At 68.1% G+C, this 19,056-nt stretch carries 17 protein-coding genes and 1 riboswitch; of the genes, 13 read left to right on the top strand and 4 right to left on the bottom strand.

All coding sequences use genetic code 11. From position 1 onward, the window contains the following. The first annotated feature begins 12 nt into the window (after nucleotides 1-12). The 7 genes from soxR to AAE021_RS15515 all read left to right on the top strand — a co-directional run bounded on the left by soxR (nucleotide 13) and on the right by AAE021_RS15515 (nucleotide 5,330). Nucleotides 13-495: a redox-sensitive transcriptional activator SoxR gene (soxR, locus tag AAE021_RS15545; RefSeq protein ID WP_342023207.1), complete on the top strand. Its 483-nt coding sequence runs from the start codon at nucleotides 13-15 to the stop codon at nucleotides 493-495. Nucleotides 496-603: 108 nt separating this feature from the next. Beyond that, nucleotides 604-1,092: a flavin reductase family protein gene (locus tag AAE021_RS15540; RefSeq protein ID WP_342023206.1), complete on the top strand. Its 489-nt coding sequence runs from the start codon at nucleotides 604-606 to the stop codon at nucleotides 1,090-1,092. A 48-nt stretch (nucleotides 1,093-1,140) separates the two neighbouring features. Next, nucleotides 1,141-1,230, top strand: a riboswitch (TPP riboswitch). Beyond that, entirely contained in the window at nucleotides 1,222-2,031 is an 810-nt protein-coding gene (gene thiM / locus AAE021_RS15535; RefSeq protein ID WP_342023205.1) for a hydroxyethylthiazole kinase, read from the top strand. (Overlaps the previous riboswitch by 9 nt.) Further along, nucleotides 2,028-2,723 carry a thiamine phosphate synthase gene (gene thiE, locus AAE021_RS15530; protein ID WP_342023204.1) on the top strand — a complete coding sequence of 232 codons (696 nt, stop codon included), beginning with the start codon at nucleotides 2,028-2,030 and terminating at the stop codon, nucleotides 2,721-2,723. Before thiM ends, thiE begins: the two co-directional genes overlap by 4 nt. Next, a complete protein-coding gene (locus AAE021_RS15525; RefSeq protein WP_342023203.1) occupies nucleotides 2,720-4,351 on the top strand; it encodes a bifunctional hydroxymethylpyrimidine kinase/phosphomethylpyrimidine kinase in 1,632 nt (543 codons plus the stop codon). Before thiE ends, AAE021_RS15525 begins: the two co-directional genes overlap by 4 nt. A gap of 146 nt (nucleotides 4,352-4,497) precedes the next feature. Continuing rightward, nucleotides 4,498-4,641: a PLDc N-terminal domain-containing protein gene (locus AAE021_RS15520; RefSeq protein WP_342023202.1), complete on the top strand. Its 144-nt coding sequence runs from the start codon at nucleotides 4,498-4,500 to the stop codon at nucleotides 4,639-4,641. A gap of 2 nt (nucleotides 4,642-4,643) precedes the next feature. Beyond that, nucleotides 4,644-5,330 carry a pentapeptide repeat-containing protein gene (locus AAE021_RS15515; RefSeq protein WP_342023201.1) on the top strand — a complete coding sequence of 229 codons (687 nt, stop codon included), beginning with the start codon at nucleotides 4,644-4,646 and terminating at the stop codon, nucleotides 5,328-5,330. 1 nt (nucleotide 5,331) lies between these two features. On the opposite strand, the gene AAE021_RS15510 is transcribed toward AAE021_RS15515, so the two are convergent. Then, nucleotides 5,332-6,810, bottom strand: a complete 1,479-nt coding sequence (locus AAE021_RS15510; protein ID WP_342023200.1) for an SDR family oxidoreductase — start codon at nucleotides 6,808-6,810, stop codon at nucleotides 5,332-5,334. 122 nt (nucleotides 6,811-6,932) lie between these two features. Here AAE021_RS15510 and AAE021_RS15505 point away from each other — a divergent pair, with 122 nt between their 5' ends. From AAE021_RS15505 to AAE021_RS15495, 3 genes are all read left to right on the top strand, one after another. Next, a complete protein-coding gene (locus AAE021_RS15505; protein WP_342023199.1) occupies nucleotides 6,933-9,581 on the top strand; it encodes an ATP-dependent DNA ligase in 2,649 nt (882 codons plus the stop codon). A gap of 128 nt (nucleotides 9,582-9,709) precedes the next feature. Then, nucleotides 9,710-12,169, top strand: a complete 2,460-nt coding sequence (locus tag AAE021_RS15500) for a phosphoketolase family protein (RefSeq protein ID WP_342023198.1) — start codon at nucleotides 9,710-9,712, stop codon at nucleotides 12,167-12,169. Nucleotides 12,170-12,211: 42 nt separating this feature from the next. After that, nucleotides 12,212-12,679: an SRPBCC family protein gene (locus AAE021_RS15495; RefSeq protein WP_342023197.1), complete on the top strand. Its 468-nt coding sequence runs from the start codon at nucleotides 12,212-12,214 to the stop codon at nucleotides 12,677-12,679. 89 nt (nucleotides 12,680-12,768) lie between these two features. Here AAE021_RS15495 and AAE021_RS15490 read toward each other — a convergent pair whose 3' ends face one another. Next, on the bottom strand, nucleotides 12,769-13,767 hold the full coding sequence (locus AAE021_RS15490; RefSeq protein WP_342023196.1) for an SDR family oxidoreductase: 999 nt from the start codon (nucleotides 13,765-13,767) through the stop codon (nucleotides 12,769-12,771). A 210-nt stretch (nucleotides 13,768-13,977) separates the two neighbouring features. On the opposite strand from AAE021_RS15490, the gene AAE021_RS15485 reads away from it, so the two are divergent. Further along, nucleotides 13,978-14,988, top strand: a complete 1,011-nt coding sequence (locus AAE021_RS15485; RefSeq protein ID WP_342023195.1) for a LacI family DNA-binding transcriptional regulator — start codon at nucleotides 13,978-13,980, stop codon at nucleotides 14,986-14,988. A 13-nt stretch (nucleotides 14,989-15,001) separates the two neighbouring features. Here AAE021_RS15485 and AAE021_RS15480 read toward each other — a convergent pair whose 3' ends face one another. Beyond that, a complete protein-coding gene (locus AAE021_RS15480) occupies nucleotides 15,002-16,054 on the bottom strand; it encodes a winged helix DNA-binding domain-containing protein (protein WP_342023194.1) in 1,053 nt (350 codons plus the stop codon). Between the two features lie 12 nt (nucleotides 16,055-16,066). After that, nucleotides 16,067-17,173, bottom strand: coding sequence for a (p)ppGpp synthetase (locus tag AAE021_RS15475; RefSeq protein WP_342023193.1), 1,107 nt, complete (start codon nucleotides 17,171-17,173; stop codon nucleotides 16,067-16,069). Nucleotides 17,174-17,278: 105 nt separating this feature from the next. Here AAE021_RS15475 and AAE021_RS15470 point away from each other — a divergent pair, with 105 nt between their 5' ends. Both AAE021_RS15470 and AAE021_RS15465 read left to right on the top strand, forming a co-directional pair. Next, nucleotides 17,279-18,109, top strand: a complete 831-nt coding sequence (locus tag AAE021_RS15470) for an alpha/beta hydrolase (protein WP_342023192.1) — start codon at nucleotides 17,279-17,281, stop codon at nucleotides 18,107-18,109. Nucleotides 18,110-18,113: 4 nt separating this feature from the next. Further along, nucleotides 18,114-19,034 carry a carbohydrate kinase gene (locus tag AAE021_RS15465; RefSeq protein WP_342023191.1) on the top strand — a complete coding sequence of 307 codons (921 nt, stop codon included), beginning with the start codon at nucleotides 18,114-18,116 and terminating at the stop codon, nucleotides 19,032-19,034. Nucleotides 19,035-19,056 lie beyond the last annotated feature (22 nt).

Raw genomic sequence — 19,056 nt, 5'->3', positions numbered from 1 at the left:
ACGGAGGGGAACATGGGCAAGACGGTGGGTAATGACGGAGTAGCTGACGCACGCGGGTGGGCCCGGTCCGAACTGACCGTGGGCCAGGTGGCCGAGCGCAGCGGAGTGGCGGTGTCCGCCCTGCATTTTTATGAGCGGCAGGGGCTGATCGTCAGCCGCCGCACCGCAGGGAACCAGCGCCGCTTTGACCGGTCGGTGCTCCGCAGGGTTGCGGTCATCCGGGCCGCCCAGCGCGCCGGAGTTCCGCTGGCCACCATCGCCCGCGCCCTCGATGAACTGCCGAAAGACGCCGTGCCGGACCATAACGACTGGCAGCGGCTGTCCCGCGCCTGGCGGGAGGAACTGGACGCCCGGATCCATTCCCTGGAGGCCCTGCGGGACCGGCTCGGCGGCTGCATTGGCTGCGGCTGCCTCTCACTGGCCGAATGCCGGTTTGTGAATCCCGGTGACGAGTCGGCCGGCCGGGGAACCGGGGCCCCGCTCCTGGAGTACTGAGGTTCCGGCTGGTTCCGGCCGGGAAGGGAAGAACAATCCGCTGTGTATCCGGCGTTCGGAGGACCACCGATTTGACCTCAACCATTGTTGAGGTTCTAGCGTAGAGCTATGCTCACAGACCTTTTCAAGGACGCCTTCCGTGCCCATCCCGCGGGAGTGGCCGTCATTACCGCAGCCGGCGGGTCCGGTCCGGTGGGACTCACTGCTTCGTCTGTGTCGTCGGTCTCCGCGGACCCGGCCATCCTGGTGTTCTCGCTTGCTTCTGCCTCCGGCTCGGCCGGCGTGGTCGCCTCCGCCGAAACGATTGTGGTCCACCTCCTGGGGGCCCGGAATGCCGGCCTCGCCGGCCTGTTTGCCCGCCCGGGATCGGACCGCTTCACCTCCTCCCTGGCCTGGGAACAGCTTCCCACCGGTGAACCGCTGCTGCGCGAGGTCCCGCGTGCCCTCCGCTCCCGCGTGCTGGGCCGCACCGCCGTCGGCTCATCGGTGCTGGTCACCGCCGAGGTCCTGGAGGTCCTGACGCCCGGCGCGCCGGACGAGCCGCTGGTCTACCACAACCGCACCTACCACCGTCTGGGAGAGCACTCCACGCTCTGACGCTCCCCGCACAGGTGGGAACGGGCACGGAAATGGCCTAGAGTCGTCTGCAGTGACACGGGGTGCCGCAAGGCTGAGATAAGACCCGTTGAACCTGATCTAGTTCGAACTAGCGAAGGGATGTCGCGGATGACTATTCGCCTGACACCGTTAACTGTTTCCACCCTCCTGGACCGCGTGCGCACCGAGCCGCCGCTGGTGCAGTGCCTGACCAATGCCGTGGTCACCAACTTCACCGCCAACGTGCTGCTGGCGCTGGGCGCGGCGCCGGCCATGACCGACATCCCGGGGGAGGCCGGACCGTTTGCCCGGGCTGCCTCCGGCGTGCTGATCAACTTGGGCACCCCGCACGAGGAACAGCGCCGGGCCATGCTGGAGGCAGCCGAAGCCGCCAATGACGCCGGAACCCCCTGGGTCCTGGATCCGGTGGCCGTGGGCAGCCTGCCCGTGCGCACCGCCCTGGCCGCGGAACTGCTGGCCCTGCGGCCAACGGCCATCCGCGGGAACGCGTCGGAGATCATCGCCCTCGCCGGTCTGGGGACCGGCGGCCGCGGCGTCGACGCGACCGATGACCCGGAAGCAGCTCTGCCCGCAGCGCTCCTGCTCGCGGAGAAGCATGGCTCCGTGGTGGCCGTGTCCGGACCGACAGACCTGATCACGGACGGGGTCCAGACCCTCCGGATCAGCAACGGGGATGCGCTCCTGACACGGGTTACCGGCGGCGGGTGTGCGCTGGGTGCGGTCACCGCGGCCTTCCTCGCAGTGGCCGACGACGGCGGCGCGCTGGCCGCCGTGGCAGCGGCAACAGCGGTTTACACGGTGGCCGCTGAACCTGCCGCGCAGGCATCCTCCGGGCCGGGCAGCTTCGCCGCCGGATTCCTCGATGCCCTTGCCTCCCTGACCGGGCAGGACCTGGAGCAGCGGCTGGTGACCGCGTGAAGGCCGGAGTGGCGGACGTGTCCCGCTCCCGGGAGCGTATCCGCAGCAGCGGCATCTACCTGGTGACCGACACCCTCCTGTGCGGGCCGCGCGGCGTTGTCGAAACGGTCCGGGCGGCCGTGGCCGGCGGCGTGGAAACCATCCAGGTGCGGGAAAAAGACGCCTCCGCCGCGGACTTTTATGCCCTCGTCCTCGCCGTCGCCGAGGCCGCGGCCGGCCGGGCCACCGTGCTGGTGGATGACCGGGTTGATATTTATCTTGCCGCCCGGGCAGCGCGAGCCGACGTCCATGGCGTGCACGTGGGCCAGAAGGATCTTCCCGCCGAACTGGTGCGCACCCTGGTGGGCCCGGACGCCGTTGTCGGCCTGACCGCCAACACCACCGAGCATCTGGACGCCCTCGCGGTGCTGCCGCCGGGAACCGTGGATTACCTCGGGGCCGGCGTTATCCGCCCCACTCACACCAAGCCCGACCATCCGGAGCCGCTGGGGGTGGAGGGCTTTGCCGGCTTCGCTGCCCGGGCCCCGCTTCCGGTGGTGGCCATCGGCGGCATCCTGCACCACGACGTCGGACCGCTGCGGGCCGCCGGAGCCACCGGCGCCGCAGTGGTCTCGGCCATCTGCGCGGCAGCTGATCCGCAGCGGGCGGCAGCTGACCTGGTCCGGGCCTGGAATGCGGGGATTCCCGCATGAGCGCCGGCACAAACGCCGGCTCGGACTTCGGCAGCATCCACAGGGTTCCCCGGATCCTCAGTATTGCCGGCACTGATCCCGCCGGCGGTGCCGGTATCCAGGCGGACCTGAAATCGATCGCGGCCACCGGCGGCTACGGGATGGCCGTGGTGACCGCGCTCGTCGCCCAGAACACCCGCGGCGTGCGCTCGGTGCACACTCCGCCCGTCGGTTTCCTGCGTGAACAGCTGGACGCCGTGAGCGACGACGTCATTATCGACGCCGTGAAGATCGGCATGCTGGGCAGCACCGGCGTCACGCACACCGTTGACGCCTGGCTGGCTGAGGCCCAGGTGCCCGCCGTGGTGCTGGATCCGGTCATGATTGCCACCAGCGGAGACCGCCTGCTGGACGACGGCGCGGAAGCCGCCCTCCGGCAGCTGCTGCACCGCGTGGACGTGGTGACACCGAACCTTCCGGAACTGGCGGTGCTGGTGCAGGAACCCGTTGCCCGGGACTGGAGCTCGGCGCTGGCGCAGGGTGAACGCCTGTCCGCGGCCTACGGCGTGCAGGTGCTGGTCAAGGGCGGCCATCTTGCGGGCCAGTGGTGCCCCGATGCCCTAGTGGACGCCGCCGCTGCGGACCCTGTGGTGCTGCAGGTGCGGACGCCGCGGGTGGATACGGTCAACACCCACGGAACGGGATGCTCCATGTCCGCGGCCCTGGCCACCTGTTACGCCCGGACGGGCCGCTGGGACCTGGCGCTGACGGCCACCAAGGAGTGGCTGCAGGAGGCGCTGGAATACGCCGACGAGCTCGACGTCGGCGCCGGCCACGGCCCGGTGCACCATTTTCGCGGGGTGTGGGAACGCGGGCTTGCACCGCTTGGGGCAGCCGCGGCGGCGCCGGAAGCCATGAAGGAAGCTCCTCCGGTCCAAGCGGCCGGCCCCCACACCGCGGCACTGTGGGAGCAGACGGCCGCCGTGCGGGCGGACATCAACGAGCTGGACTTCGTCCGGGCCCTGGGCAGCGGACACCTGAACCGGGAAGCCTTCGAGTTCTACCTCGCCCAGGATGCCCTGTACCTCCGCGGCTACGCCCGGGCACTGGCGCGTGCCAGCGAACTGGCGCCCGCCCTCGACGAGCAGGTGTTCTGGGCCAAGGCAGCGTACGATGCCCTGGCCACCGAGATGGAGCTGCACACCTCGTGGCTGCCGGACGGTGGGATCGGCGGTGGGATCGGCGGAGGGACTGACGGTGGGCTGGCGGGACGGGAGGCCGTGCCGGGACCGGTGACCCGCGGATATCTGCAGCATCTGCTGGGCAGCGCCGACGCTGCCGGCCCGGGCGCCGGCCGGGGAGCCAACGAATACGAACGGCTGGTTGGCGCGCTCCTGCCGTGCTTCTGGATTTATGCGGATGTGGGCACCCGGCTGTCGGATGCCAACCATTCGGGCCACCCCTACGCCGAATGGCTGGACACCTACAGCGACCCGGCTTTTGCCGGATCCACGACAGCCGCGGTGGACATTCTGGAACGTGTGCTGGACCGCAGCCCCGAGGATGTCAGAGAGCTCACCCGCTCCGCCTTCCACGAATCGGCGCACCGGGAGTATGAGTTTTTCGCCGCTGGTGCGGGAGAATCGTAGTCAAAAGCACTCGGTGCCGGGATGGAGGCAGCAGCCTCCATCCCGGCGTCCCCGACAGAAACGAGAGCACGTTGGTTAAGAAAAAATCCATCAGGGACCTCACCGCCCAGCAGAAGAAGATGGTGGGTGTGGCCTCCACCGTCTAGGTGCTTCTCGCCGGCCTGGCCCTGGCTGACATCTGGCGGCGCCCGGCCGGGGAAGTGCGCGGATCCCGGGCGCTGTGGTCGGCGGCCTGTGCCGTGAACTTTGTCGGCCCGCTCTCCTACTTCATCTTCGGCCGGCGCAAGTAGGCGTGGCTTCGGCAGCCCGCCGGTCCGGAAGCACAAAATCCGCCGGAAAAACCAGGGCCCCGGCTTTGGATCCGGTGCGGCTGAACGGTCTGACTGACGCCCCGGCGCAGGAGGCCGGGGACACCTGCGAGGGGCTGCGTTTCGACGGCGAGTCCTTCGACGGAAGGGACCTGCAGGGCAGCACCTTCCTGGAGTGCGAGTTCGCCTCGGTCTCCATGATGGACACCGGGCTGCGCGGTGCCCGATTCCTGGAGTGCCGGTTTTCGGGCCTGTACGCCCCGGTGTTCCGGGCGCCGCGCAGCACGTTCAGGGACGTGGTGCTGGAGGGCAGCAGGCTGGGGTCGGCGGAGCTTTACGACAGCGGCTGGAACTCGGTGCATGTGGACGGCGGCAAGCTGGACTTCGTGAACCTGCGCAGTTCCCGGCTTACCGACGTGCTGTTCAGCAACTGCAGGATCGAGGAACTGGACCTGGACGGTGTCCACGCCACCCGGGTGGCGTTCCGCGACTGCACCATCGGCAGCCTGAACCTGTCCGGCGCGGTGCTGCAGGACGTTGACCTGCGCACCACCGGGTTCCGTTCCATCACGCACCTCCCCGGTCTCAGCGGAGCCACCGTGGACGAGGCGCAGCTGATGATGCTGGCCCCGCTGCTGGCGGTCAACCTGGGCCTGCGTGTGGAGGGCTGACTCAGGTCTCTTCGGCCAGCCTGGCGGCGTGCTTGGTGATGTTCTTGGCCATGGACGGGAAAATCAGTCCGTGGAACGGGGCGATCAGCCACCAGTACAGTCTTCCGCCCAGACCCTTCGGGAAGTAAATGGCGCGCTGCCGGTACAGGCTGCCGTCGCCGTCGGGATCCACCCGCAGCTCCAGCCAGGCCTTGCCCGGAACCCGCATTTCGGCACGCAGCCGCAGCAGGCTTCCGCGCTCCAGGAGCTCCACCCGCCACCAGTCCACGACGTCGCCGGTGAAGAGGGTGGTGGGGTTCCGCCGGCCGCGGGTCAGCCCCGCCCCGCCCACGGTCTTGTCCAGCACGCCGCGGATGGCCCAGGCCATGGGCAGCGAATACCAGCCGTTCTTGCCGCCGATGCCCTCGATCACCTTCCAGACATGCTCCGGGGCAACGGCTGACCGGCGCTGCCGGGAGTCCACGTAAACCGTTTGGCCGGCCCAGTCCGGGTCGCTGGGAAGCGGCGAGGACGCCTCGTCCGCCGCCGGCGATGCTCCGGCCCAGGTGGTTTCCACTTCCCCGCGCTTCTCCTTGCCCAGCGCCCGCTTGACCGCCTCCGAGTATCCGGTGAGTCCGCCGTCGGGCAGGGGCAGGTACTGATCAATGTCGTGTTCCTTGGCCACGGCGTCGTGCTGGAGGGATTCGACCAGCGGCAGCGACATGGACCGTGGAATGGGGGTCACCAGGGCCACCCACATGCCGGCCAGCCGCGGGGCTGGCAGCGGCAGGGCGTAAATCCGGCGCCGCGGCAGGCCCGCTTCCTCGGCATAGCCATTCATGATCTCCGCGTAGGTCAGCACCTCGCGGGAGCCGATGTCGAAGGTGCGGTTGATGTCCGCGGGCAGATCGACGGCGCGCACCAGGTAATGCAGCACGTCGCGGATGGCGATGGGTTCGATCCGCCGGCGCACCCAGCTCGGAGCCGGCATCACCGGGAGGGTTTCGGTCAGGTGCCGGATCATCTCGAACGATGCAGACCCGGAGCCGATGACCACTCCGGCCTGATACACGACGGCGGGAACCTTGCCCTCCAGCAGGATCCGCCCCACCTCGGTGCGGGAGCGCATGTGCGGGGACAGTTCGCCCTCCGGATGGAGGCCGCCCAGATAGACGATCCGCGAGACGCCGGCCTCCTCGGCGGCCTGGGCCACGATGTTGGCGATGTCCTCCTCCTGGGCGGCGAAACCCTTGCCGGAGGCCATCGAATGGACCAGGAAGTACACGGTGTCGGTGTCCGCCATGGCACCGGCCACGGAGTCCTTGTCCGTCAGGTCGCCCTGGACAATCTCGACGTCGTCGTGCCACGGCACATCATTAAGCTTTTCCGGGGACCGCACCAGGACCCGCACCTTGTGCCCGTCCTGAATCAGGAGCGGAACAAGCCGTCCGCCGATGTAGCCCGTTGCACCCGTTACCAAGACCCGCTGCGGCTCACTCATTTTTCCAACTTACACAGTTTGCGCCACGGGGCCGAGGGGAGGCGGAACGCCCTCGGCGTAATTCCCTCAGCAGTCTGACAAATAGTGGAAATCGGCCGGTAATCCCGGTAAGACTAGGGACCATGGCGAGCAGCGGAGCGGGTCTGAAGCAGCAGGAGACTGTTAATGTGGACGGCCACCGGCTGCGGCTGACCAACCTGGACAAGGTGCTCTATCCGGAGACCGGAACCACCAAGGCGGAGGTCCTGGCGTATTACGCCGCCGTAGCCGAAGCGCTGCTGCCGTACTCCCGCGACCGCCCGTGCACGCGGAAGCGCTGGGTGCACGGGGTGGGAACTCCGCAGGAGCCCGGGCAGGTGTTTTTCCAGAAAAACATTGAAACCTCCGCGCCCACCTGGGTGAAGCGCTTCGCGATTGAGCACAAGAGCTCCACCAACATCTATCCGCTGGTGAATGACCTGGCCACGCTCACCTGGCTGGCCCAGAGCGCCGCCCTGGAAATCCATGTTCCGCAGTGGCGGTTCGGCCCGCGCGGAAAGATCAACAACCCGGACCGGCTGGTGCTGGATCTGGACCCGGGGGACGGCGCGGACCTGGCCCAGTGCGCCGAAGTGGCGCGGCTGGCCCGCGGCATCCTCGCCGACATGGGCCTCGACGCCCGGCCGGTCACCAGCGGATCCAAGGGCATTCACCTGTACGCGGCCCTGGACGGGCAGCAGACGTCCGACGAGGTCAGCGCCGTGGCCCACGAGCTGGCCCGGGCGCTGGAAGCGGACCACCCGGACCTGATTGTGTCCGACATGAAGAAGTCCCGGCGCACCGGGAAGGTGCTGCTGGACTGGAGCCAGAACCACCGCAACAAAACCACCATTTGCCCGTATTCCCTGCGTGGGCGGTTCACCCCCACGGTTGCCGCTCCGCGCACCTGGGAGGAGCTGGACGATCCGGACCTGGCACAGCTGGATTATGAAGCGGTGATGCAGCGGCTGGCCGACGACGGCGATCTGCTGGCGGGGATGAATTCCGGTGAAGTGGACGCGGATGTTCTCGGTGAGGACGAAGCCGCCGCCGACCGGCTCAGCAAATACCGCAGCATGCGCGATGCGGCCAAAACGCCGGAACCGGTGCCCGAGGAACCCGCCGAACCTTCGGAGGGCAACAGCTTTGTGATCCAGGAACATCATGCCCGGCGGCTGCACTGGGACTTCCGGCTGGAGCACGACGGCGTCCTGGTGTCCTGGGCACTGCCGAAGGGGCCGCCGGATTCGCCGGACAAGAATCACCTGGCCGTCCAGACCGAGGATCATCCGCTGGATTACGGCAGCTTTGAAGGCACCATCCCGAAAGGGGAGTACGGGGCCGGAGAAGTCCGGATCTGGGACCACGGCACGTACGAGAAGGAAAAATGGCGCGACGGCAAGGAAGTCATCGCGGTGCTGCACGGGCAGCCCGACGGCGGACTCGCCTCCGAAGGCGGTGCGGTGCGGCGGTTCGCGCTGATCCACACCGGAGGCAAGGGCGGAGCCAATAACTGGCTCATCCACTTGATGAAGCACCAGCCCGCTGCGGAGCCCGACGAGGACGGGCAGGCGGATTCCGCGTCGAAGGCGGCGCCAAAAGCGGAGTCGAAGGGCGCGCCGAAGAAGAGGGAATCCGGGCAGGAAGCACCGAAGGCCGAGGCCGCAGCGTCGCCCGAGGAAACGGTGGCCGCCGCCGCTGCCGCACCGGCGCCCCGCGCGGCACTTCCGGATGCCGGCGCGGTGGTGAAGGCAGTGGCCGCCGACGCCGCCGACCACGGACTGCCGTCCATTGAACCCATGCTCGCCACGCTGGGCACCCGGGCGGACGTCAACGACGACGACGAGTGGGGCTTTGAGATGAAATGGGACGGTGTGCGCGCCATCGTGGACGTGACGCCGGAGGGAACCCGCCTGATCAGCCGCAACGGCAACGACATGACCGCGGCGTATCCCGAACTGCAGGAACTGGGCCGGTACCTGAACGGGGAGCGCGCCGTGCTCGACGGGGAGATCATCGCCGTCAATAAGGCTGGGCGGCCGGACTTCGGGCTGCTGCAGCCCCGGATGCACCTGACCAAAAAGCGCGACATAGATGCCGCCGCAGCCCGCACCCCCGTGCACCTGATGCTCTTTGACCTGCTCTGGCTGGACGGCAATTCCCTGCTGGAGCTGCCGTACACCCAGCGCCGGGAAATCCTGCAGCAGGCGGTGGAACCGGCGGGGGAGGACGGGCACGTCCAGGTCCCGCCGGCACTGGAGATGTCCATGGATGAGGCCGTGGATTCCAGCAGGGAACTCGGGCTTGAAGGAGTGATGGCCAAGCGGCTGGACAGCACGTATTCCCCCGGCCGCCGGTCGAAGAGCTGGATCAAGCTCAAGAATTCCTTCACCCAGGAAGTGGTGATTGTTGGCTGGCGTCCGGGCAAGGGCAACCGTGCCTCCAAGATCGGTTCCCTGCTCGTGGCGGTGCCGGACGGGCATGATTTGGCCTACATTGGCCGGGTGGGCTCAGGGCTCAGCGAACGGGACCTGGCACTGGTGGGCGGCAAGCTCAAGAAGCTGGCCCGCAAAACGGCTCCGCTGGACGGTGTTCCCGGCGCCGACGCCTCTGATGCGCAGTGGGTCCGCCCGGTCCTCGTGGGTGAGGTGACGTACTCTGAACGCACCGGCACCGGCAAGCTGCGCCATCCCGCGTGGCGGGGGCTGCGCCCGGACAAAAAACCCTCCGACGTTGTGGTGGAGGCTCCCTGATACATCGACGACAATCCACCGTCATCGTCCCGCCGTCGGGCCCGCCGCCGTCCCGCCGTCGTAAATCCCGCCGTCTGAAACCGCGCTGAACTGATCCCGATGAACCAACCCCGCCAAGGAGGCACCGCATGACCTCTGCGCCAGTTGCACCGGAACAACCCCTGAGCGAAACCCTGAAAGACGTGGACACGTGGTGGCGCGCCGCCAATTACCTCTCCGCCGGGCAGATCTACCTGCGGGACAACCCGCTGCTGCGCCGGCCGCTGGAGAAAACGGATGTGAAGGCCCGGCTGCTGGGCCACTGGGGCACCACGCCCGGGCTGAACTTCATCTACGCCCACTTGAACCGGCTGATCCGGGAGCAGGAGCGGGAAGTCCTGTTCATTACCGGGCCCGGCCACGGCGGTCCCGCCAACGTCGCCAACGCCTGGCTCGAGGGCACCTACTCGGAGATTTACAGTCACGTGGGCAAGGATGAGGAGGGTTTGCGGACTCTGTTCAAGCAGTTCTCCTACCCCGGCGGCGTGCCCAGCCACGCCGCCCCGGAAACTCCCGGGTCCATCCATGAGGGCGGCGAGCTGGGCTATTCCCTGGCCCACGCCTACGGTGCGGTGTTCGACAACCCCAACCTGATTGCCGCCACCGTGATTGGCGACGGCGAGGCGGAAACCGGGCCGCTCGCGGCCAGCTGGCACTCCAACAGCTTCCTGGATCCCGCCGTGGACGGCGCGGTGCTGCCCATCCTGCACCTGAACGGCTACAAGATTGCCAACCCCACGATCCTCGCGCGGATGCCCGAGGAGCAGCTGGTGAAACTGATGGAGGGCTACGGCTACCACCCGCACCTCGTCACCGTGGAGGACCCGGCGTCCACGGCGCAGGCGCACGCCGATTTCGCCGCCGCGCTGGAGGCATGCCTCGCGGAAATCGACGCCATCCAGGCGCCCTACCGCTCCGGGGAGCGTACCGCCGTGCCCGCCGACGCACCGGACGCTGACGAGCGCAACCTCCACGCCCCGCGCTGGCCGATGATCATCCTCCGCTCGCCCAAGGGCTGGACCGGACCCGCGGTGGTGGACGGCAAGCAGGTGGAGGGCACCTGGCGCGCGCACCAGGTGCCGCTGTCCGAAATCCATGACAACCCCGAGCACCTGGCGCAGCTTGAACAGTGGTTGGCTTCCTACCGGCCGGAGGAACTGTTCGACGACGCCGGCCGGCTGCGCGCGGAAATCGCCGCCCTGGCACCGGCGGGGGACCTGCGGATGAGCGCCACCCCGTATGCGAACGGCGGCCGGCTGCTGCAGGACCTGGCACTGCCGGCCTACTCCGAGCACGCCGTGGATGTGGAGAAACCCGGCACGCAGCGGATCTCCCCGATGATCACCGCCGGCGGCTACCTGCGGGACGTCATCTCGAAGAACCCCTCCAACTTCCGCATCTTCGGGCCGGACGAGACGGCCTCCAACCGGCTGCAGGCCGTGTACGAAGTGACGGACAAGGCCTGGCAGCAGCGCATCGACGAGATCGACGAGAACCTCGCCCGCAGCGGACGCGTGGCCGAAGTCCTGAGCGAACACCTCTGCGAGGGCTGGCTGGAGGGCTACCTGCTCACCGGCCGGCACGGAGTGTTCAACTGCTACGAAGCCTTTGTCCACATTGTCGATTCCATGTTCAACCAGCACGCCAAGTGGCTGAAAGTCAGCCGCGGACTGTCCTGGCGCCAGCCTGTGGCGTCGCTGAACTACCTGCTGTCCAGCCACGTCTGGCAGCAGGACCACAACGGGTTCTCGCACCAGGACCCGGGCTTCATCGACCACGTGGTGAACAAAAAGGCCGACGTCATCCGGGTGTACCTGCCGCCGGACGTGAACACCATGCTCGTCGTCACGCGGCACATCCTGGGCACCCGGGACCGCGTGAACGTGGTGGTCTCGGGCAAGCAGCCCACTCCCGCCTGGCTTGATCCGCAGGAAGCCCTGCTGCACGTGCAGCGCGGCATTGGCATCTGGGACTTCGCCGGCAGCGAAACAGCGGGGCCCGGGGAAAAGACCGATCCCGACGTCGTGATGGCCTGCGCCGGCGACGTGCCCACCCTGGAAACCGTGGCCGCCGCCGCCCTGCTCAAAGAGCAGTTGCCGGACCTGAAAATCCGGGTGGTCAACGTGGTGGACCTAATGCGCCTGCAGGACGAGGCGGAGCACCCGCACGGGCTGTCCGACAGGGATTTTGACACCCTTTTCACCCAGGACAAGCCCGTGATTTTCGCCTACCACGGCTACCCCTGGCTGATCCACCGCCTGACCTACCGGCGCACCAACCACGGGAACCTGCACGTGCGCGGCTACAAGGAAGAGGGCACCACCACCACGCCGTTCGACATGGCCATGCTGAACCAGATCGACCGGTTCCAGTTGGCCATCGACGTGCTGGACCGGGTAGCGTCGCTGGGATCAACGCAGGCCGGTTTCCGGCAGTGGCTGCAGGATGAACGGGCACGCTGCCGGCAGTACACCCGGGACGAAGGGCAGGACCCGCCGTACATCACCGGCTGGGAACTGCAGGAAGCCTCGGAGCAGACCACGGACTGACCCGCGCAGGTACGTACGATCCATCTATCGAAGGAGAGTTCATTGACCACTGATCAGAGCAGTGTTGTTGTCTCACGAATCATCGATGCTTCAGCAGCAGACATTTTCAACCTCCTGTCCAACCCCGAGCGTCACCCCGAGCTGGACGGCTCCGGCATGGTGATCTCGGACGAGAAGACCGACCGCATCACCGCCTCCGGGCAGGTCTTCACCATGAACATGAACAACGAAAAAATGGGCGACTACCAGACGGAAAACACCGTCACCGGGTACGACCACAACAAGCTCCTGGCCTGGCAGACGGCTCCGGCCGGCACCGAGCCCAAGGGCTGGCAGTGGGTCTGGGAACTCGAACCCCAGGGCCCGGACTCCACCGAAGTGACGCTGACCTATGACTGGTCCAACGTCACCGACAAGGAGACCCTCAAGAAGGTCTCCTTCCCGATGGTGTCCAAGGACGACCTGGAGGAGTCGCTGAACAAGCTCGCCGCCGGAGTCTCCGGAGCGTAGCTGATTCGCTGACTGCACGACGACGGCGGCCGGTGCCTTCCCCTGGGAAGGCACCGGCCGCCGTCGTGATGCAGCGGGTACGGCAGCGGTTAGACCGCCGACCAGCCGCCGTCAGAGGGAAGGATGGCGCCGTTGATGTTCACGCCGTCGTCGCTGAGCAGGAACGTGATGGACGCTGCCAGCTCCTCGGCCGATGCCAGGCCCGGAATGTTGATGCGGGCCGGGCCGAGGCGGGCTTCGCCGTACTCGCTGGTCGCCCCGCCCATGGGAATGCCGGTGGCCACGCCGCCCGGAGCCACGGCGTTCACGCGGATGCCTTCCTTGGCGTACATGAACGCGGTGCTGCGGGTAATGCCGACCACCGCGTGCTTGGAGGCGGTGTAGGCCACGCCGGACGCCGAGCCGCGCAGGCCGGCCTCCGAGGTGATGTTCACGATTGAGCCCTTGTGTGCTTCGAGCATGGACGGCAGTACGGCGCGGGTCAGGCGCACGAGGCCGTCAACGTTCACGGCGAACACCTTCTGCCACATGGCGTCGGACACCTCGTGCAGCGGGCTGAAGTCATCGTTGATGCCGGCCACGTTGGCCAGGCCGTCAATCTGTCCGCCGGCGGCGGCGATGATCCGCTCCACGGCGTCGAGGTCCGTCAGGTCGGCGGCTACCGGAACAATGGCGTCGCCGAGCTCTTCGGCGAGCTCCTTGATGCGGCCCTCGGCAATGTCGACGGCGATCACGCGGCCGCCTTCGCGGGCGATCCGTCCGGCGGTGGCGCGGCCAATGCCGGACCCGGCGCCCGTGACGATCACGGTGCGGCCTTCGAAACGTCCGGCCACGGTCGGCAGAGCGGTCTCGGCGGTTTCGGGCATCACTCCGCCGTTGGCTGCCTTCACGAGCTCGTCCACCGCGGCCTGCGGGAACTTGCCCTGGCTCAGGTCGACAAGCTGCTGCAGCTTCAGGGTCAGTGCCGGGCCCAGCGTGGATTCGTCGCTGCCTGCGGCGGCGAGCATGCCGCGGATGGCGGGTCCGCCTGCCGGGTGGTCGAGCCACTGCTGGACGGTGTTCTGGGCGGTGATGGGCTGGTTGGCCACGAGCCGGTCCTTTCGGTCGGAGGGCGGCCGTGGATCTGCGGCCGCTGGTTCACCGGCAGTTATCCGGTGCAGGCTACACGTGCAGGTTACACGTGTAAGTTCCCTGTATCGTCAGAATACCGGAGAAATCCGGAACACATAAGCCCCGCACATTCCGGGGCGGATTACCCGGGAAGTTGGCCCGGGAAGACAGTGAAAGGTGCGCAGCGGGTGGATCGCAGGGTTACGTCGAGCGACGTCGCGCAGGCCGCGGGAGTTTCCCGGGCGACCGTCAGCTACGTGCTGAACGGCAACACGGGACAAAGCATTTCCGCAGCCACCCGAGACCGGGTCCTGGCCGCGGCCCGGGCGCTGGGTTACACGCCGTCAACCGCCGCCCGCACCCTGCGCCGCGGCCGCAGCGACCTGGTGCTGATGCTGCTGCCGCCCGAGCCGCTGGGCCGTGCGCTGGCCATGATCATTGACGCCGCCTCCGAACAGCTGGAACGCCACGGGCTGCGGCTGATCGCGCACCGGCTGCCGGCGCAGGGCGGTGCCGTTTCACTGGTGCATTCGCTCACCCCCGCCGGACTGATCCTCACCACCCCGCTGGAGGAGGCTGAACTGGCTGCCCTGCGGTCCAGCGGTCTGCCCGTCGCCTCACTGCAGGAAACGCTCTCGGATCCGCTCGATCCGGACCTCGGCATAGGCGCGCTGCAGGTGCAGTATCTGGCCGCGGCCGGGCATCAGCGGATAGGCGTGGCAGTGCCGCCGGAAGCAGGCTATGCGTGGCGCGTACAGATCCGGCTGGCGGCCATCACTGACGCCTGCGCCCGGCTCCGGCTTCCGCCGCCGGTGATTGAGCCACTGCGGCTGGACGCTGGGGAGGCCGCCGCCGTCGTCGGCCGCTTCCTGGATGGACCGGCGCCCGTTACCGCAGCCTGCGCCTTTGATGATGACCATGCCTTTGCGCTGCTGGCCGGGCTGGCGGCGCACGGCCGGCAGGCGCCCCGGGACCTCGCCGTGATCGGTGCCGAAGACGTTCCGCTGGCATCACTTGCGCTGCCCCCGCTGACCACCGTGCGGGTGGACTCGGCCACGCTCGGGGAGCGTTTCGCCCGGATGGTGCTGGCGCAAACCGTCGACGGCGACGGGACCGGAAACAGTCCCGCCCCGGAAGCCGGGCCCGCGGAATCCGGCACCCTGCCGCCGGTGACCCTGATTCGGCGCGCCTCGGCCTAAGGCTTGGGCCGCGTCAGCGGTGCGGCCAGTCCGCCAGCGCCTGCTTGATCCGCCGCAGCGTTGCCGGGCTCACCGGTTCCACCATCTCCAGCACCGGCTCGCGTGCGAGCCGGGAGGTGCGTGGCCACCGCCAGGTCCCCACGACGACGCCGTCCACCAGGACGGCGGGCCGGAAAATTCCGTTGTTGCCCGGAACCAGGGCGGCGAGCATGGCCGGGCTTGCCGCCAGTGACCGGTCCGCGTAGCCAAGGATCCACTCGTCGAAGCCCGGAACCAGCGTGACGCCGGATTGTGCCGGAACCGGGGGTTCGCCCACCATCCATGCCGGAGCGCCATCCACCCGGACTTCCACCAGATCCCCGGCTGCGGCGGCAGCACGCCGGACCATGGTTTTGGGCAGTTTGGTCCACCAGGCCAGGTCCGCCTCCGTCACCGGTCCCCGCGCCAGGACAAAGCTGCGGACCACCTCCGCCAGTGCGGCATCCGGTTCCCCGGGGTGATGCGGTTCCGACAGGACGAGGTGCTGCTGCTGCGTGCCGTCCGGGGTGAACGGTCCCCAATGCACCAGCCCCTCCACCGCCAGGTGCATCAGCAGGTGGTAGCCCCGCCCGTCAGCCGTGCTGATCCCGGCGTCCTCCCACAGCTCCATGGCGCCGGAGCGCAGCAGCGGCCGCTCCTGCAGAGCCTGCCGCAGGGTTTCCCGGGCGCTGGAAATCACCGTTTCATCCAGCCCCAGCTCGGCGCGGCGCCGTGCTGCCATGGCGCGGATGCGTCCGGCGGTGAAGGCCAGCAGGACCCCCAGGAATTGCGGTGTGGTGGCGAAAAGCGTGCCGCGCATCGGCCAGCTGCGGACCAGATCGCCGCGGTCAAAGGCGCCGCGGACGTCCTGCACGGTGGTTCCCGGGCGGGAGCGGATGGCGATGGCCTGCAGCACGGCGGGCAAGTCCTGCCCCTGCAGTGCCACGGCGCGGCGCACGACACCGGCCGGTGACAGGTCGGAGCCGCCCAGCAGCTGCGACTGCCACCGCAGCCGGCGTGCGTCCCGCCCGGTCAGTTCGATGCCCACGGGGCAAAGTTACTACTGTGCCTCGCGGGCCCGGAAGAGCTGCATCTGCCGGTACCGCCGGCCCAGGGACTCGCGCCGCGGTTTCACCGGGGCATCCTCCGGTTCGGCGGTGAGGTCAATGTGTTCCTTGCCGAAGCGCCACAGCAGCAGGTCATCCAGCAGCCGGTCCGGGCCGGGGGAGTACCGGTGGTCCAGCGCCTGGCGGACCTCGGTGATGGCGTCGGCCTGCAGCAGCCCGGCCAGGTCCATGGTGGTTTTCATGCCGTGCGCGGCCAGCAGTTCCGCCGCCCAGCCCCAGTCATCCCCGGTTTTGCGGTTCACGTGCGGCAGCAGCGTCATCCACACGTCCCGGATCCGGTTCGGCGTCAGAGGTGCACTGCCCTCGCCCTCCTCGTCCCAGAAACCGGTCACGGTCTCGTAGCGTTCGTGCAGTTCGGCGAAGGCCGTTTCCACGGTTTCCAGCATGGCGGCCGTGGCGGTGAACTGGCGGTCAAAATAAGGGCTCCAGGCGCGGGGATCGCCCGCCTTGAAGCGGATGTCATGTTCGATCTCGGACCAGGCGTGCGCCAGTACGGTGCGGATCTGCACCTCGAACAGGTAGCTGCCGTTAGGCCGCTGTTCCGGGTCCAGCAGTTTGTGGTACTCCCGGACGGTGTCATTTTGGATGGTCCGCAGGATCAGGTGGCGGCTGGAATAGCCGTAGGTGCCGGACTCGATGGAACCGATGTCTTTTTCACGGTCTCCGCGGCAGTCGAATTCGGCGCGCTGCCGCTTGATGAGGTTGGCCGCCTCGTCCACCTCGTGGGGCAGCGTCACGATAACGCGCAGACCCACCAGATCGATCAGGTTGCGCAGCGGATCGGGAAACAGCAGCGTCGGCAGCTCGTCGGGATCCTCGGAAGGCAAAGTCCTGGAGGCCTTGTCCCGGAAGGACTCCACTGTTTTGGTCCGGGATGCGACAAAGAGCGGGCGGACCGGGCTGTCAGTGAAGGTGCCGCGGAGGCTTTCCTCCATCTCCCGGGTGAGCTTTTCCAAGGCGGGGCGAACCCGGGCATACTCCTCAGTACTCGCCTGGACCACCGGACGCAGCCGGTCATCAAGGCTGTCCCACGCGCCCATAAAAAACTCTCCATTCGTTCACGAACCCCGATGTGTCGCCCTCCGGCCGGCCGCGCCGGCCATTAGGCTCAGTACCACATTAGGCCAGTTGAAGGAGTGCTACCGATGCCGCCGCGTCCGCTTCGAATTCCTTACGGGCCTGACCCGGAACAATATGCCGAGCTCACACTTCCGGAGAGTTCCGGGCGCACGGTCCCGCACGCCGGAGTGGTGGTCATCATCCACGGCGGCTACTGGCGGTCCAAACACACCGCCGAGTTGGGGCGTCCCGGTGCGCTCGATCTTGCCGGCCGGGGCTTCACGTGCTGGAACCTGGAGTACCGGCGGGCCGGGAACGGCGGCGGCTGGCCGGAGACCTTCAACGACATCAGCGACGGGATCGACGCCCTCGGTCCCGCCTCACGGGAACACGGCCTGGACCTGTCCCGGGTTACCGTGCTGGGCCATTCCGCGGGAGGGCAGCTAGCGGTGTGGGCGGCGGCCCGGAGCGGTGCCGCCGTGCCGGTGACCGGCGTCGTGAGCCAGGCGGGCGTGCTGAACATGGCCCAGGCCTTGGAGCTGGAATTGAGCGACGGCGCGGTCCGCAATTTTCTCGGATCCTCGCCCGCGGATGACGGGGACCGGTACCGCAGCGCGGATCCGCTGCAGCTGCTTCCGCTGTCCGTGCCCGTTGTGGCCCTGCACTCAGAGAGCGATTCCGCTGTTCCCCTGAGCTGTTCCACCACGTTTGTGAACGCCGCCCTGGCCAGCGGATCACCGGCCGAACTGCGGCTCGTTCCCGGAGACCACTTCGCGCCCATCACACCCGGGACCCCGGCATGGTCCGCCGTCGTCACCGCCCTGACGCAGGCCGCCGAAGGGGCCGGGGTCTTTGGCATGGACAGTTTTGATGTGGACCATTCTCAAGGCATCCGGCGTGCTGCTCTGTTAGGTTGAGGTCGTGCTCACAGTAATCGGCGAAGCCCTCGTGGACGAGGTTGTCAGCGACACCGCTCCCAAGCGTTTCCATCCCGGTGGAAGCCCTCTGAACGTCGCCGTCGGCGTGGCCCGGCTGGGACGGCCGGTGCAGTTCGCGGGCCGCTACGGCACGGATGAGTACGGGCTGCTGATCGAACAGCACCTGCGCGCCAACTCGGTCCTCACCCCGCTGCCCGCCGACAACCTTCCCACCAGCGTGGCCACCGCGGTCCTGGACCCGGCCGGCGGTGCCCGCTACACCTTTGACCTCGAGTGGCAGCTGCCATCCCTGGCTGACGCCCTGCCGCGGCTGCTGGAGGGGACCACCGTCCTGCACACCGGATCCATTGCGGCAATGCTCCGCCCCGGCGCCGATGCCGTGCTCCAGGCCGTGGAACGCGCCCGCCCTGGGATCATCATCAGCTACGACCCCAACTGCCGGCCGTCCATCATCACCGATGTGGCCTACGCGCGGGAACAGGCCGAAAAATTCGTGGCCCTCTCCGACGTCGTCAAGGCCTCCGACGAGGACCTGGCCTGGCTGTATCCCCAGGATTCGCCCCAGGACGCCGCCCGCCGCTGGCTTGGCCTGGGACCGGCCCTGATCGCGGTGACCAGCGGTTCCAAGGGTGCATGGGCCGTGACCGCCGCCGGTGAAGCTGAAGCTTCGGTACCGCCGGTCACCGTGGTGGATACGGTGGGAGCCGGTGACTCGTTCATGTCCGCCCTGCTGGTTTCGCTGATGGACCGGGAGCTCGACGGCGGTGCCCGGCGCGCTGAACTGGCCCGAATCGGCACCGGGGACCTCCAGGCAGTGCTCAACTTCGCCGTCCGCGCCGCCGCAGTGACCGTTTCCCGCGCCGGAGCCAATCCGCCGTACCGGGCCGAGCTGGAACTGCCGTAACCGCGCCCGCCCATCACGAAAA

The sequence above is a fragment of the Arthrobacter citreus genome (genome assembly GCF_038405225.1).
Lineage (GTDB): Bacteria > Actinomycetota > Actinomycetes > Actinomycetales > Micrococcaceae > Arthrobacter_B > Arthrobacter_B citreus_A.
The sequence above is the reverse complement of the archived record's forward strand: the minus strand, read 5'-3'. Positions and strand labels throughout refer to the sequence as shown.